This window comes from Aquariibacter albus (assembly GCF_014145335.1).
Taxonomy (GTDB): domain Bacteria; phylum Pseudomonadota; class Gammaproteobacteria; order Burkholderiales; family Burkholderiaceae_C; genus Aquariibacter; species Aquariibacter albus.
Genome location: NZ_JACIVI010000004.1, coordinates 240,535 through 254,012 on the forward strand (window position 1 = coordinate 240,535; position 13,478 = coordinate 254,012).

The following is a 13,478-nucleotide window of genomic DNA, read 5'->3' on the forward strand; positions in this document are numbered from 1 at the left end:
TGGCCGCCATCCGCGCACCGGCTCAGCTCCCGCCCGGATCGGGCGTCCGCGCCAGCACCCAGGCATGGACCGGACCGAGTCCGGCAGCCTGCAGGCTGCGACAGGCCTCGGCCAGGGTCGCGCCGGTGGTCAGCACATCGTCGACCAGCACCGGCGTGCAGCCGCGCAGGGCCGCCGCACAGCCCGGAGCGGCCAGGAAGGCGCCGCGCACATTGGCGGCCCGTGCGGCCCGGTCGAGGCCCCGCTGCGAGGGGTGGTCGATCAGCCGCAGCAGCAGGTCTTCGCGCAGCCCGAGCCGGAAGCGGCGTGCCAGGCCCCGGGCCAGCAGGGCGGCCTGGTTGTAGCCGCGGCTGCGCAGCCGTGCCGCCGAGAGCGGCATGGGCAGCAGCAGCGGCGAGGGGCCGGGGGCGGGCTGACCGTCGAGTGCCCGGGCCAGTGCGTCGACCAGGGTCGGCCCCAGGTCCAGCGCGGCATCGAGCTTGAAGGCGGCGATCAGTCCATCCCAGGGCGGCGCATAGTCCAGCGCCAGCTGCAGGCTGGCCCAGGGGGGAGGCTCGCGCAGACAGCTCCCGCAGCGGCCGCCCGCAGGGGCCAGGCCGGCGCCCGGCCGGCCACAGCCGCCGCAGCGCCAGGCGGGTCTGGGCTGCGCGCTCCGGCAGGCGGGACACAGCCGACCTGCCCGGCCCTGGCTGGCGCCACGGCAGGCGGCGCAGCGCGTCGGCCAGGCCGCCAGGCGCAGGCCCGGGCTTTGCTGGAGCAGGGGGGTGTCGGGCATGCGCGGCGTGGCAGCGGGGGGCTTCCTATACTGCGCGCCCTTGCGCCGCCCGGCGGTCCCGCCATGGAGCGGGTGGGGGCCCGACCCGCGGGTCGCGCTGCACCTGGTCTCGGCCCGCCGACCGCGATGAACCTCTCCCCGTCCGCTCCGCAACCCGATCCGGCCTCGCCCGATCCCCTGGCCGTGCAGGCGCACTGGCGCCGTGCCGCGCGACAGGCCGAGGCGCCGTGGCTGCACGGCGAGATCGCCCGCCGCATGGGTGAGCGCCTGGGCTGGATCAAGCGCCAGCCGGCGCAGGTGCTGGAGATCGGCGGCTGGCTGGGCGCCGGCCGGTCGGTGCTGCGCGCGGTCTATCCCAAGGCGAGGCTTGTCGCCGTGGAGCCGACCGAAGCGCTGCGGGCCCGCCGCGCCGCGCAGATTGACGGCCGCTGGCGCCGCTGGCTGGGTCGGGCCGGCGAGGAGGCGGTGCACCATCTCGCGGCCGATGCGCCGCTGCCGGGCCCCGTGGACCTGGTCTGGTCCAACCTGGGGCTGCACTGGTCGGCCGATCCGCAGCAGGCTTTCGCGCATTGGCGTGCTGCGCTCGCGCCCGAGGGCTTCCTGATGTTCTCGGCCTTCGGGCCGGACACCCTGCGCGAGCTGGGCGGGCTCTACCGCAGCATGGGCTGGGCGCCGCCGGCGCACCGCTACATCGACATGCACGATCTCGGCGATGCGCTCCTGCATGCCGGTCTGGCCGATCCGGTGATGGACATGGAGACCCTGACCCTCGCCTGGCGTGAGCCTGCCGATCTGCTGCGGGAACTTCGCGGCCTGGGGGGCAATGCCTGCCGCGAGCGGCCGGCGGGCTGTCGGACGCCGCGCTGGCGCGCCCGCCTCGAAGACCTGCTCGCGGAACGCCTGCGTGGCCCCGACGGCCGGCTTCAGCTGAGCTTCGAGATCGTCCAGGGTCATGCGTTTCAGGCGGCCCCGAAGCCGGTTCGTGGTGCCCTCGCGACGGTCTCGGTCGATCAATTGCGTGACAGCGCCCGGAGGGTGGCGAAGCGCTCGGACTCTCGTTGAGTCGCGCAAAAGGGCTCGGCTAGAATCCGCGCGCCTCTGAGGGGGGGCAATCCCTTCCCCCAGGATGGCGCCCGAGGCAACGGGTTCGAGGAGTTGTCGGAGATGTATTCAGCCCCTGACCCCGCAAGCGTGCCGCCGAAGCCTCTGCGCTTCGGACGTCTGCATGCCGAGGCAGGTGCTGGCCGCGAGGGCTCGGAGGCTGTGCCGACCTGGGCGGTCGAGTGGGTGCTCAAGCGCAATTGCTCTTTGCGACCGGGTCAGCTGCTGGTGTTCTACCTGTCGCTGTGCGTGGTCTCCCTGCTGATCGCCGGCTACTTCTGGCGGCACGGGGCTCATCCGGTGATGATCTTTGCCGGGCTTGAGTTGCTCGTGGTGGGGGTGGCGCTGCTGATCTATGCGCGCCATGCGGGTGACCGCGAACGGGTGGAACTGGCCGGCGGGCAGCTGACGGTCGAGTGGCAGCACGGAGCGCGGTCGGGGCGCATGGAATTTGCTGCGGAGTCGGTGCGGATCGACGAGGTGGGGCCCGGTCGGCCCCTGATCGGTCTTTCGGCCCGCGGCCGGCAGGTGAGGGTGGGGCGCCATGTGCGTCCTGAGCTGCGCAAGCAGCTCGCAGAAGAACTGAAAGCCACACTTCGGTGGGGCACGGGTTGGTCCGGTGCAAACTTGGGCTGAGGTCGTGGGTGGGACAGTGGAAGTGAGCAGGAAGATGACGATCGAAGCGATGTGGAATGCCGCGCGTCGGCAGGTGGCCCGTGCCACGGTCGGGGCGACGATGGCCCTGGTCGGCGGCATGGCAGTGGCCCAGGTGGCCGATCTGCCCGGCGGTCCGAAGGTCAACCAGACCGACCTTCATCAGCCGGTGACCTCGATCGCCGCGCAGCAGTACGACATGCACGTGCTGATGCTGGTCATCTGCTCGGTGATCTTCGTCGCGGTCTTCGGCGTGATGTTTTATTCGGTGTTCAAGCACCGCAAGAGCCTGGGCGCCAAGCCGGCGAACTTCCACGAAAGCACCACGGTCGAGATCATCTGGACCATCGTGCCCTTCCTGATCGTGATCGGCATGGCCCTCCCGGCCACCAAGATCGTCGTCGCGATGAAGGACACCACCAACGCCGACCTGACCATCAAGGCCACCGGCTACCAGTGGAAGTGGGGCTACGACTACATCAAGGGTGAAGGCGAGGGCATCAGCTTCCTGTCGACCCTCGACAACTCGCAGCGGCTGATGTCCGACACCGGCAAGCCGTCCGGCGACAACTACCTGCTGAAGGTCGACAACCCGCTGGTCGTGCCGGTCAACAAGAAGGTGCGGATCGTGACCACGGCCAATGACGTGATCCACGCCTGGATGGTGCCGGCCTTCGGCGTCAAGCAGGATGCGATCCCCGGCTTCGTGCGTGACACCTGGTTCAAGGCCGAGAAGACCGGCGATTTCTACGGGCAGTGCGCCGAACTCTGCGGCAAGGAGCACGCCTACATGCCGATCCACGTGAAGGTGGTCAGCGAAGAGGAATACAGCGCCTGGGCGGCGGCCAAGATCAAGGCGGCTGCCGCCAAGGCCGATGACCCGAGCAAGGTCTGGGAACTTGCCGACCTGGCCGCCCGCGGCGAGAAGATCTACGCCGCCAACTGCGTGGCCTGCCACGGTGCGGGTGGCGAAGGTGGCGTGGGCAAGAAGCTCGATGGTTCGGCGCTGGTGCTGGACGCCGACGCGGCCAAGCAGATCACGGTGCTGCTCAAGGGCGCAGGCAACGGCATGATGCCCGCGTGGCCGCAGCTGTCGGACACCGAGATCGCCGCCGTGATCACCTACACCAAGAACAAGTGGTCGAACCAGACGGGCCAGGTTGTTCAACCTGCTGCCATCCTGGCCGCCCGTCAGTAATTCCGCCCGCCGTTTGAGAGGTATTCGATGAGCGCAGTACTTGATTCCCACGGTCACGCCCACGGGCATGATGACCATGCCCACGACCACCCGCACGGCTGGCGGCGCTGGGTCTTCGCGACCAACCACAAAGACATCGGCACGCTGTACCTGCTGTTCAGCTTCACGATGCTGATGATCGGCGGCGTGCTGGCCCTGGGCATCCGCGCCGAGCTGTTCCAGCCGGGTCTGCAGCTGGTGAACCCTGAACTGTTCAACCAGTTCACCACCATGCACGGCCTGATCATGGTGTTCGGCGCGATCATGCCGGCCTTCGTCGGCTTCGCGAACTGGATGCTGCCGCTGCAGATCGGCGCGTCCGACATGGCCTTCGCGCGGATGAACAACTTCAGCTTCTGGCTGATGATCCCCGCGGCCATCATGCTCGTGTCGAGCTTCTTCATGCCGGGTGGCGCGCCTGCCGCCGGCTGGACGCTCTACGCGCCGCTGACGCTGCAGATGGGCCCCTCGATGGACGCCGGCATCTTCGCGATGCACATCCTGGGCGCCTCGTCGATCATGGGCTCGATCAACATCATCGTGACCATCCTCAACATGCGCGCCCCCGGGATGACGCTGATGAAGATGCCGATGTTCGCCTGGACCTGGCTGATCACCGCCTACCTGCTGATCGCGGTGATGCCCGTGCTCGCCGGCGCGATCACCATGACCCTGACCGACCGCCACTTCGGCACCAGCTTCTTCAATCCGGCAGGTGGCGGCGACCCGGTGATGTATCAGCACATCTTCTGGTTCTTCGGTCACCCCGAGGTCTACATCATGATCCTGCCGGCCTTCGGCATCGTGAGCCAGATCGTGCCGGCCTTCGCCCGCAAGAAGCTGTTCGGCTACACCTCGATGGTCTACGCGACCGCCTCGATCGCCATCCTGTCCTTCATCGTGTGGGCCCACCACATGTTCACGACGGGCATGCCGGTGACCGGCCAGCTGTTCTTCATGTACGCGACCATGCTGATCTCCATCCCGACCGGGGTGAAGGTCTTCAACTGGATCGCGACGATGTGGAAGGGCTCGATGACCTTCGAGACCCCGATGCTGTTCGCCGTCGGCTTCATCTTCGTGTTCACGATGGGCGGCTTCACCGGCCTGATCCTGTCGGTGGCTCCGATCGACATTCAGCTGCAAGACACCTACTACGTCGTGGCCCACTTCCACTACGTGCTGGTGGCCGGCTCGCTCTACGCGATGTTCGCCGGTTACTACTACTGGGCGCCGAAGTGGACCGGCGTGATGTATTCGGAGACCCGCGGTCGCATCCACTTCTGGGGCTCGCTGGTGTTCTTCAACATCACCTTCTTCCCGATGCACTTCCTGGGTCTGGCCGGCATGCCGCGTCGCTACGCCGACTACCCGATGCAGTTCGCTGACTTCAACGCGATCGCCTCGATCGGCGCCTTCGGCTTCGGTCTGATGCAGGTCTACTTCTTCGTCTTCATCGTGCTGCCCGGCATGCTGGGTAAGGGCGAGAAGGCACCGCAGAAGCCCTGGGAAGCCGCGGAAGGCCTGGAATGGGAAGTGCCGTCGCCGGCTCCCTTCCACACCTTCGAGAACCCGCCGAAGCTGGACGCCACCGCGACCCGCGTGATCGGCTGAGCTGCAACCGACCCCAAGGACCGATCCGATGGCCGCCGCCCCGCAGGACCCCAGGCAACGCAAGAACAATGTGCGTCTGGGTCTGATCCTTGCCTCCGTGGCGGTGGCCTTCGCGATGGGTTTTGTCGCGAAGATCGTGATGCTCGGGGGCTGAACGAATGCCCACCGACAAGACCCCTCCGGGCCGTGCTGGCTTCCTGGCTGCGCTGCGTGCGGACAATCTGCGCATGCTCGGCAAGCTCGGCTTGGTCGCCGGGCTGATGTTCGGTTTCGGCTACGCGCTGGTGCCGGTCTACAAGGCGATCTGCACGGCGCTCGGCATCAATGTGCTGACGCTCGCCGAGCAGAACGCTGCCGGCCATCGCGCGAAAGCACCGCCGCCGAACAGCCAGATCGATCGCGCCCGCACGATCACGGTCGAGTTCGATGCCAATGCCCGCGGGCCCTGGGAGTTCAAGCCCGCGGTGCGCTCGCTGGAGGTCCACCCGGGTGAGTTGGTCACGGTGATGTACGAATTCCAGAACGTACAGAACCGGACGATGGCCGCCCAGGCCATCCCCAGCTACGCGCCCAAGCAGGCCACCAGCCACTTCAACAAGCTCGAATGTTTCTGCTTCAGCGAGTACACGCTGAAGCCGGGGGAGCGCAAGCAGTGGCCGGTCGTGTTCTACATCGACCCGAAGCTGCCGCGCGACGTGCGCACCATCACGCTGAGCTACACCTTCTTCGAAGTGGGCGGCAGGGTGCCTGCCGCTCCCGCAGGAGGTCTGCAAGGTCGGGCGCCGCTCGCGCCGCTGAGCTTGCTGGCTCTTTCGACCGAGGGTGGGGAGCTTCAGCCGTGAGTGCCCCCCGCCCGCCCGCCGAGGGGTCGCTGCGTGCAGCGGTTCGCCGGCGCGGCTCGTTTGTGCAGACCGCCAAGGCGGTCGCCTGGTCCTTTTTCGGCGTTCGTCGGGCCAAGGACCAGGAGCAGGACCTGAGCACGATCAATCCCCTGCACGTGATCATCGCCGGCGTGGCTGGCGCGGTGATCTTCGTGGTCCTGCTGGTCGTGCTGGTCAGCACGATCGTGGGCAGCGGTGCGGCGGCCTGATCCAGGATCGTTGTGAGAGGAAGAGCGTCATGCGGCAACCGCCGCTGACGAGGAAAGAAGACTGAGTCAGGAGCAAAGATGTCGGCAACCAGCCACGGGCAGACGCCCTACTACTACGTGCCCGGACCGTCGCGCCACCCGGTGATGGCGTCGTTCGGTCTGTTCTTCGTGATCCTTGGCGCAGGCCAGTGGGTCAACGGCTCGTCCTGGGCGCCCTATGCGGTGGCCTTCGGCCTGCTGTGGTGGGCCTTCGTGCTGAAGCAGTGGTTCGGTGACTCGATCCGCGAGAGCGAGGGCGGCCTCTACAGCGACCGCATCGACGTGTCCTACCGCTGGAGCATGAGCTGGTTCATCTTCAGCGAAGTGATGTTCTTCGCGGCCTTCTTCGGCGCGCTGTACTGGGCCCGCGTGCATTCGGTGCCGAACCTCGGCAGCCTCGACAACGCGCTGCTGTGGCCGGACTTCAAGGCCGTCTGGCCGAGCGTGGCGGCCGGGGCCACCGGCGCGCCGGCGGCGCTGGTCGAGCCGTTCAAGACCATGGGCCCGTGGCCCATCCCGACGATCAACACGGCGCTGCTGCTGACCTCGGGCATCACCCTGACCATCGCCCACCACGCGCTGCGTGATGGCCACCGTGCCAAGACCATCGTTTGGATGTGGGCCACGGTGCTGCTCGGCATCGTCTTCCTGGGCTTCCAGGGTTATGAGTACGCGCATGCCTATGCCGACCTGAACCTCAAGCTCACCAGCGGCGTCTATGGCTCGACCTTCTTCATGCTGACCGGCTTCCACGGTTTCCACGTGTTCGTGGGCATGCTGATGCTGCTGTTCATCACGCTGCGCCTGCAGAAGGGTCACTTCACGGCCGACCGCCACTTCGGTTTCGAAGGCGCAGCCTGGTACTGGCACTTCGTCGACGTGGTCTGGCTCGGCCTGTACATCATCGTCTACTGGTTCTGAGGTCGGGCGCATCCCGCGCCGCCGCATGAACAGCAAGGGGCGCCTCGCGGCGCCCCTTTTTCTTGTGTCGGCCGGCCGACACCGGGAACCGGCCGGCGTTTCAGGGACTCAGCGGCAAGCCCGTCGGCTGGATCCAGCCGAGCTGGTAGCCGATCAGGATGCAGAGGAAGAGCGCCACCGACAGGCCGATCCGCCAGGTCAGTGCCCGGGCCATGCGGTCGGTCTTGGGCTTGCCATCCCGTCCTTCACGCAACATGGCGTGGCCGGCGCTGGCCAGGGCGAACAGGATGCCGATGAAGGCGAGCACGATCAGGAATTTCATGACGGCACTGTAGGCCATCCCCGGTACCCGAGGGCCACGCATCCCCCGCTTCGCTTCCTCCAGGCCCCTTCCATCCCTCAGTCTTCAATCCCTGTCCGTCCTGTCGCTCATGGTCCGATCCCCGTTCCGCCGCAGTCGTCTGGTCGTGGCCGTCGCCGCCGTGCTGGCGGTTGCGCTGACGGCCCGCCTGGGGGTCTGGCAGCTCGATCGCGCAGGGCAGAAGCTGGCCCTGCGCGAGGCGATCACCCAGGCCGAGGCCCAGCCGCCCTTGCGCCCGGCCGAGCTCCTGTCCGGTCCCGAGGCGCTGGAACGTCAGCTGCACCGTCGGCTTGAGATCGAAGGCCAGTGGCTGCCGCAGCACACAGTCTTCCTCGAGAACCGGCAGATGGGCGGGCAGCCCGGCTTCTTCGTGCTGACACCGCTGCTGCTGCCCTCGGGCGATGCCGTGGTGGTGCAGCGCGGCTGGGCGCCTCGCCATCGGCTGGACCGAACCCTGACCCCTGCCGCGCCGCTGCCCGAGGGATCGGTGCGACTTCAGGCACGCATGGCCCCGCCGCCTGCCCGGTTGGCCAGCCTGGGGGCCGAGTCAGCGGGGCCGCTTCGGCAGAATCTCGACCTGGTCGAGCACGCCCAAGCCACGGGCCTGGTCCTGCGGCCCTACACCCTGCTCCAGCTCGACGAGGCCGCCTCGCCCCAGGACGGCCTGCGCCGGGACTGGCCTCGTCCCGCCATCGACGTCGACAAGCATCACGGCTACGCCTTCCAGTGGTTTGCGCTGGCGGGCCTCATCACGGTTCTCTATGTCTGGTTCCAGATCCTCCGACCCCGCCGCCGTTGAGTCGCTTCGCCCCGACGAGCCCTTGAGCTTCGCCGTGCACACGCTGAACGTGCCGCAGGCCGAAGCCGTGCGCGCGCGCAGCGGCCGCCTGAAGATGCTCGCGGTCTTGCTGGTCTGTGCGGCGCCGGTCATCGCGTCCTACTTCACCTACTACGTGATCCGTCCGGATGGACGGATGAACACCGGCGAGCTGATCGATCCGCAGCGGCCCATCCCGCCCGCCACGCAACTGCCGCTGACCCGGCTGGACGGGCAGCCGGTCGCCCCCGAGTCGCTGCGCCAGCAGTGGTTGCTCATCGTCGTGGGCGGCGGTGCCTGCGATGCCCGCTGCGAACGCCAGCTCTACCTGCAGCGTCAGCTGCGCGAAACCCTGGGCCGCGAGAAGGACCGGGTCGACCGCGTCTGGCTGATCGACGATGCCGAGCCGGCCCGCGAGGTGCTGCTGCCCGCGCTGGAAGGCGCGCAGGTGCTGCGCGCGCCAGCCGAGGCCCTCAAGGCCTGGCTGCCGGCCGCCGACGGCCAGTCGCCCCGCGCCCATTTCTTCCTGGTCGATCCGCTCGGCAACCTGATGCTGCGCTTCCCGGTCGATGCCGACCCGTCCAAGGTCAAGCGCGACCTGGAGCGCCTGCTGCGTGCCTCCAGCAGCTGGGACCGTGCCGGTCGCTGAAACACAGGGCCTCCGCATGGACACTGTCGACCTCGTGAACTGGTCGCCGCTGGCGCAGATGGCCGGCCTCGGCCTGCTGACGGCCGGCCTGCCGCTGGCCTGGGTGGCCTGGCGCCACCGCCACGGCGGCCCCGCCGCACGGCGTCAGGCCCTGGTCTGGGTGACGCTCTTCCTGACCTTCGACCTGGTCCTCTTCGGCGCCTTCACCCGCCTGACCGATTCCGGCCTGGGCTGCCCCGACTGGCCGGGCTGCTATGGCGAGGCCAGTCCGCTGGGCGCGCGCGCCGAGATCCACGCCGAGCAGAGCCTCCGGCCCGACGGCCCGGTGACCCACCGCAAAGCCTGGATCGAGATGATCCACCGCTACCTGGCCACCGGGGTCGGCGTGCTGATCATTGCAATCGCCGTCGGCCAGTGCCGTGCCTGGCGGGCTCAACGGGGGCGCAGGGGCCTCGCCGCCGATGAACCGCCGGCGCAGCCGCGGCTCGCGCTGTTCACCCTGCTCTGGGTCTGCCTGCAGGGGGCCTTCGGGGCCTGGACGGTCACGCTCAAGCTCTACCCGGCCATCGTCACGGCCCATCTGCTCGGTGGCCTGACCTTGCTGGGTCTGCTGACCCTGCTGGCCGCTGCGCCCGAGCGCGGCCGCCTCGCCGACGCCGCCCGCCCGGGCCTGCGTGCGGGCCTGGTCGGCTTGCTGCTGCTGGTCGTGCTGCAGATCAGCCTGGGCGGCTGGGTCAGCACCAACTATGCCGTGCTGGCCTGCACCGACTTCCCGACCTGCCAGGGCCGCTGGTGGCCGACGATGGATTTCGAGCACGGCTTCGCCATCTTCCGCCCGCTCGGCACGGGCAAGGAAGGCGGCTGGCTGCCCTTTGCCGCCCTGACGGCCATCCACATGACGCATCGCCTCGGCGCCGTGCTGGTGCTCGGGGCCTTGCTGGCCGCCGCCGCCGTGCTGCTGCGATGCGGGCCGGCCCTGCGCCCGGCCGCCGGGGCGCTGGCCGGCCTGGCGGCCTGGCAGCTTGCGTCGGGCGTGTCCAATGTGGTGCTGGGCTGGCCGCTGCTCGCGGCGGTGGCCCACACCGGCGGGGCCGCCGTGCTGATCGTGGTCCTGCTGCGCCTGATCCTGCGCCTGAGCCCCGCCCGCGGCCCCCGCCGGGCCGAAGGTCCTGCGGTGAACCCGGTCCGGGGGCTCGCCCGCGCTCCCTAGAATCGCGGGTTCGCCCTGGCGCCGCCCGCTTCGGCGGGTGCCGCCTCCCCCGGCCCTGCATCCACCGCCCCAGTCCCCCGTGTCCACCCCGCTTTCCGCATCCGCGCTGCCGGCGCCTCCGGCCCGCTGGCGCCAGTTCATGGCGCTGACCAAGCCCCGGGTGGTGCAACTCATCGTCTTCTGCGCGCTGATCGGCATGCTGCTGGCCCTTCCCGGCTGGCCCGGTGCGCTCGCCTGGCAGCGCGTGCTGCTGGCCTCGGTCGGCATCTGGCTGGTGGCCAGCGCGGCCGCCGTCTTCAACTGCATGGTCGAGCAGACCATCGACTCGAAGATGAAGCGCACGGCCTGGCGCGCCACCGCCAAGGGTGAGCTCAGCGTCAGCCAGACCCTGAGCTTTGCCACGCTGCTGTGCGCGGCCGGCATGGCCTTGCTCTGGTTCCTCGTGAACCCGCTGACGGCCGGCCTGACCTTTGCCACCTTCGTCGGCTACGCCATCGTCTACACCGTCGTACTCAAGCCGCTGACGCCGCAGAACATCGTGATCGGTGGCGCATCCGGCGCCATGCCCCCGGTGCTGGGCTGGGCCGCGATCCGCGGCGAGGTCGGCCACGAGGCCTTGATCCTCTGCCTGATCATCTTCCTGTGGACCCCGCCGCACTTCTGGGCCCTGGCGCTCTACCGCGTCGAGGACTACGCGCGCGCCGGCCTGCCGATGCTGCCGGTCACCCATGGCAGCGAGTTCACCCGGCTGCAGATCTGGCTCTACACCCTCGTGCTGTTCGCGGCCACGCTGCTGCCCTTCGTCTCGCGGATGAGCAGCTGGCTCTACCTGGCAGCGGCCGTCGCCCTGGGCCTGCGCTTCTGCCACTACGCCTGGCGCCTGAGGCAGGCCTACAGCGAGCCGCTGGCCCGCGCCACCTTCCGCTTCTCGATCTGGCACCTGTCGCTGCTGTTCGCCGCGCTGCTGCTGGACCACTACCTCAAGCCGCTCTGGCTGGCCTGAGGCATCCGGTCCGTCCCGAAAGTCCTGCGCATGAAGTTGTCCGTCGCCCGCCATCCCCGCCTGCGCCTGCTGGCCGCAGGTTTTCTGGTCGCGCTCGGTGCGGCCCTGGCCGGCTGCGGTGACGCTTCCGGCCCCGGGGCCGCCAAGTCCAGCTTCAAGGCGGTCGACATCACCGGCCTGGATTACGGCAAGTCGCTCAAGCTCAGCGATCCCGACGGCCAGGTCCGCAGCCTGGCCGACTACGCCGGCAAGCTGGTGGTGGTCTTCTTCGGCTACACCCAGTGCCCCGACGTCTGCCCGACGACGATGGCCGAGCTGGCCCAGGTCAAGAAGCAGCTGGGCGCCGACGGGGACAAGCTGCAGGCCATCTTCGTCACCGTCGACCCGGAGCGCGACAGCGCCGAGCTGCTCAAGGCCTACATGGCCTCCTTCGACCCGGCCTTCGTCGCGCTGCGCGGCACGCCGGGCGAGACCCAGGCCGTGGCCCAGGGCTTCAAGGTCTTCTACCAGAAGGTGCCGAACAAGGACGGAGGCGAGGGCTACACCCTGGACCACACCGCCGGCGCCTACGTCTTCGACACCCAGGGCCGCACCCGGCTCTTCGTGCGCTACGGCACCCCGATCGAGGCCTGGGTGGCCGACCTGCGCACCCTGCTTGCCGGCGGCTGAGCGGCCGGTGTGAGCGAGCCGTGCCGGGGCAGGCCCGGCGCGGGCTCAGACCTCGGCCAGGGCCTTGCGCATCTTCTTCAGCGCAGCCACTTCGATCTGGCGGATGCGTTCGGCGCTGACGCCGTATTCGGCCGCCAGTTCATGCAGCGTCGCGCCACCGGAGCCGTCGTCGGCCACCTGCAGCCAGCGCGATTCGACGATGCGGCGGCTGCGGGCGTCCAGGCCCGACAGGGCATCGCGCAGGCCGTCGCCGGCCAGGTGGTCGCGGTGCGCCAGCTCCAGCATGCGGCTGGGTTCGCTGTGCTCGTCGGCCAGCCAGGCGATGGGGGCGACCGGGCCGTCCTCGTCGGACTCCGAGGGCTCCAGCGCCACCTCGCCGCCGGCCATGCGGGTCTCCATCTCGATCACATCCTCGCGCCGGACCTGCAGGTCCTCGGCGACCTGATCGATCTCCGCCTCGCTCAGGCCCTGGCGCTGGCTGTCCCCCGGCTCGGCCCGGGCCCGCAGGCCTTGCTTGATCGAGCGCAGGTTGAAGAAGAGCTTGCGCTGCGCCTTGGTCGTGGCCACCTTGACCAGGCGCCAGTTGCGCAGGATGTAGTCGTGGATCTCGGCCTTGATCCAGTGCAGCGCGTAGCTGACCAGGCGCACGCCCTGCTCGGGGTCGTAGCGCTTGACGGCCTTCATCAGGCCGACATTGCCTTCCTGGATCAGGTCGCCCTGCGGCAGGCCGTAGCCCAGGTACTGGCGCGAGACCGAGACGACCAGGCGCAGGTGCGAGAGCACGAGCCGGCCGGCCGCGGCGAGGTCGCCGTGGTCGCGCAGGCGTCGGCCGCAGTCCTGCTCGTCTTCGGCGCTGAGCATCGGCAGCTGGTTCACCGCGCGGATGTAGGCCTCGAGGTTGCCCAGCGAGGGCACCATGGCCCAGGGGTCGCGCAGGCTCAGCGCGGCGGCGCTGGCAGGGGTCGGAATCGGCGTCAGAGGGGGCATCGGCAGTCTCCTTGCGGAAAGTCTAGCACTCGGGGGGGTGGAGTGCTAAATGCGCTTTGCGCACGCGCAAGGAGGGCAAGCGAGGGTCTGCCCTGAGGAGGTCAGCGCAAGCCGAGGGCCCGGCTGACAAGCACTTGGCGCCTGGATCCCGGGGCCGCCCACAGACTTGTCCACAGTTTCCGGGGACAAGTCTGGGGTGGCGCGTCGCCCTCCCGCAGGGGGCTCTCTCCCTGCTCCGCTTGGCGCGTCGCCTTCCCGCCTAGGGCTCCCCCTGCTCCGCTTGGCGCGTCGCCTTCCCGCCTAGGGCTCACCCTGCTCCGGTTGGCGCGTCGCCTTCCCGCCTAGGGCTCC

At 69.1% G+C, this 13,478-nt stretch carries 16 protein-coding genes; 13 read left to right on the plus strand and 3 right to left on the minus strand.

What is annotated here, in order from left to right:
• Window positions 1-22 precede the first annotated feature (22 nt).
• A complete protein-coding gene (locus H4F90_RS12215) occupies window positions 23-775 on the minus strand; it encodes a ComF family protein (RefSeq protein WP_182664956.1) in 753 nt (250 codons plus the stop codon).
• A 126-nt stretch (window positions 776-901) separates the two neighbouring features.
• Between H4F90_RS12215 and H4F90_RS12220 the strand changes: the two genes are divergently transcribed.
• The 8 genes from H4F90_RS12220 (at window position 902) to H4F90_RS12250 (ending at window position 7,431) form a co-directional block, all read left to right on the plus strand.
• The gene (locus H4F90_RS12220; protein ID WP_182664958.1) at window positions 902-1,837 is read left to right on the plus strand and encodes a methyltransferase domain-containing protein; all 936 of its coding nucleotides are present in this window, start codon (window positions 902-904) and stop codon (window positions 1,835-1,837) included.
• 102 nt (window positions 1,838-1,939) lie between these two features.
• Window positions 1,940-2,512 carry a DUF2244 domain-containing protein gene (locus H4F90_RS12225; protein WP_182664960.1) on the plus strand — a complete coding sequence of 191 codons (573 nt, stop codon included), beginning with the start codon at window positions 1,940-1,942 and terminating at the stop codon, window positions 2,510-2,512.
• A gap of 100 nt (window positions 2,513-2,612) precedes the next feature.
• Window positions 2,613-3,728, plus strand: coding sequence for a cytochrome c oxidase subunit II (coxB, locus tag H4F90_RS12230; protein ID WP_235972189.1), 1,116 nt, complete (start codon window positions 2,613-2,615; stop codon window positions 3,726-3,728).
• Window positions 3,729-3,755: 27 nt separating this feature from the next.
• Window positions 3,756-5,381 (plus strand): cytochrome c oxidase subunit I, encoded by a 1,626-nt coding sequence (gene ctaD, locus H4F90_RS12235; RefSeq protein ID WP_182664962.1) that lies wholly within the window; start codon window positions 3,756-3,758, stop codon window positions 5,379-5,381.
• A gap of 28 nt (window positions 5,382-5,409) precedes the next feature.
• Window positions 5,410-5,535 (plus strand): cytochrome oxidase small assembly protein, encoded by a 126-nt coding sequence (locus tag H4F90_RS15430; protein ID WP_220486151.1) that lies wholly within the window; start codon window positions 5,410-5,412, stop codon window positions 5,533-5,535.
• 4 nt (window positions 5,536-5,539) lie between these two features.
• Window positions 5,540-6,223 (plus strand): cytochrome c oxidase assembly protein, encoded by a 684-nt coding sequence (locus H4F90_RS12240; RefSeq protein WP_182664964.1) that lies wholly within the window; start codon window positions 5,540-5,542, stop codon window positions 6,221-6,223.
• The gene (locus tag H4F90_RS12245) at window positions 6,220-6,471 is read left to right on the plus strand and encodes a DUF2970 domain-containing protein (RefSeq protein WP_182664966.1); all 252 of its coding nucleotides are present in this window, start codon (window positions 6,220-6,222) and stop codon (window positions 6,469-6,471) included. The genes H4F90_RS12240 and H4F90_RS12245 overlap by 4 nt, the downstream gene beginning before the upstream one ends.
• A gap of 78 nt (window positions 6,472-6,549) precedes the next feature.
• The gene (locus tag H4F90_RS12250; RefSeq protein WP_182664968.1) at window positions 6,550-7,431 is read left to right on the plus strand and encodes a cytochrome c oxidase subunit 3; all 882 of its coding nucleotides are present in this window, start codon (window positions 6,550-6,552) and stop codon (window positions 7,429-7,431) included.
• Between the two features lie 100 nt (window positions 7,432-7,531).
• Here the strand turns inward: H4F90_RS12250 and H4F90_RS12255 are convergent, their stop codons facing one another.
• Window positions 7,532-7,753, minus strand: coding sequence for a twin transmembrane helix small protein (locus H4F90_RS12255; RefSeq protein ID WP_182664970.1), 222 nt, complete (start codon window positions 7,751-7,753; stop codon window positions 7,532-7,534).
• 109 nt (window positions 7,754-7,862) lie between these two features.
• Here H4F90_RS12255 and H4F90_RS12260 point away from each other — a divergent pair, with 109 nt between their 5' ends.
• The 5 genes from H4F90_RS12260 to H4F90_RS12280 all read left to right on the plus strand — a co-directional run bounded on the left by H4F90_RS12260 (window position 7,863) and on the right by H4F90_RS12280 (window position 12,140).
• Window positions 7,863-8,591: an SURF1 family protein gene (locus H4F90_RS12260; RefSeq protein WP_182664972.1), complete on the plus strand. Its 729-nt coding sequence runs from the start codon at window positions 7,863-7,865 to the stop codon at window positions 8,589-8,591.
• Window positions 8,554-9,258, plus strand: a complete 705-nt coding sequence (locus H4F90_RS12265; RefSeq protein ID WP_182664974.1) for an SCO family protein — start codon at window positions 8,554-8,556, stop codon at window positions 9,256-9,258. Before H4F90_RS12260 ends, H4F90_RS12265 begins: the two co-directional genes overlap by 38 nt.
• Before the next feature lie 16 nt (window positions 9,259-9,274).
• On the plus strand, window positions 9,275-10,468 hold the full coding sequence (locus H4F90_RS12270; protein WP_182664976.1) for a COX15/CtaA family protein: 1,194 nt from the start codon (window positions 9,275-9,277) through the stop codon (window positions 10,466-10,468).
• 79 nt (window positions 10,469-10,547) lie between these two features.
• Window positions 10,548-11,471, plus strand: coding sequence for a heme o synthase (cyoE, locus tag H4F90_RS12275; RefSeq protein WP_182664978.1), 924 nt, complete (start codon window positions 10,548-10,550; stop codon window positions 11,469-11,471).
• A gap of 30 nt (window positions 11,472-11,501) precedes the next feature.
• Window positions 11,502-12,140 carry an SCO family protein gene (locus H4F90_RS12280; protein ID WP_182664980.1) on the plus strand — a complete coding sequence of 213 codons (639 nt, stop codon included), beginning with the start codon at window positions 11,502-11,504 and terminating at the stop codon, window positions 12,138-12,140.
• Between the two features lie 45 nt (window positions 12,141-12,185).
• Here H4F90_RS12280 and rpoH read toward each other — a convergent pair whose 3' ends face one another.
• A complete protein-coding gene (gene rpoH, locus H4F90_RS12285) occupies window positions 12,186-13,127 on the minus strand; it encodes an RNA polymerase sigma factor RpoH (protein ID WP_182664982.1) in 942 nt (313 codons plus the stop codon).
• Window positions 13,128-13,478: the final 351 nt, after the last annotated feature.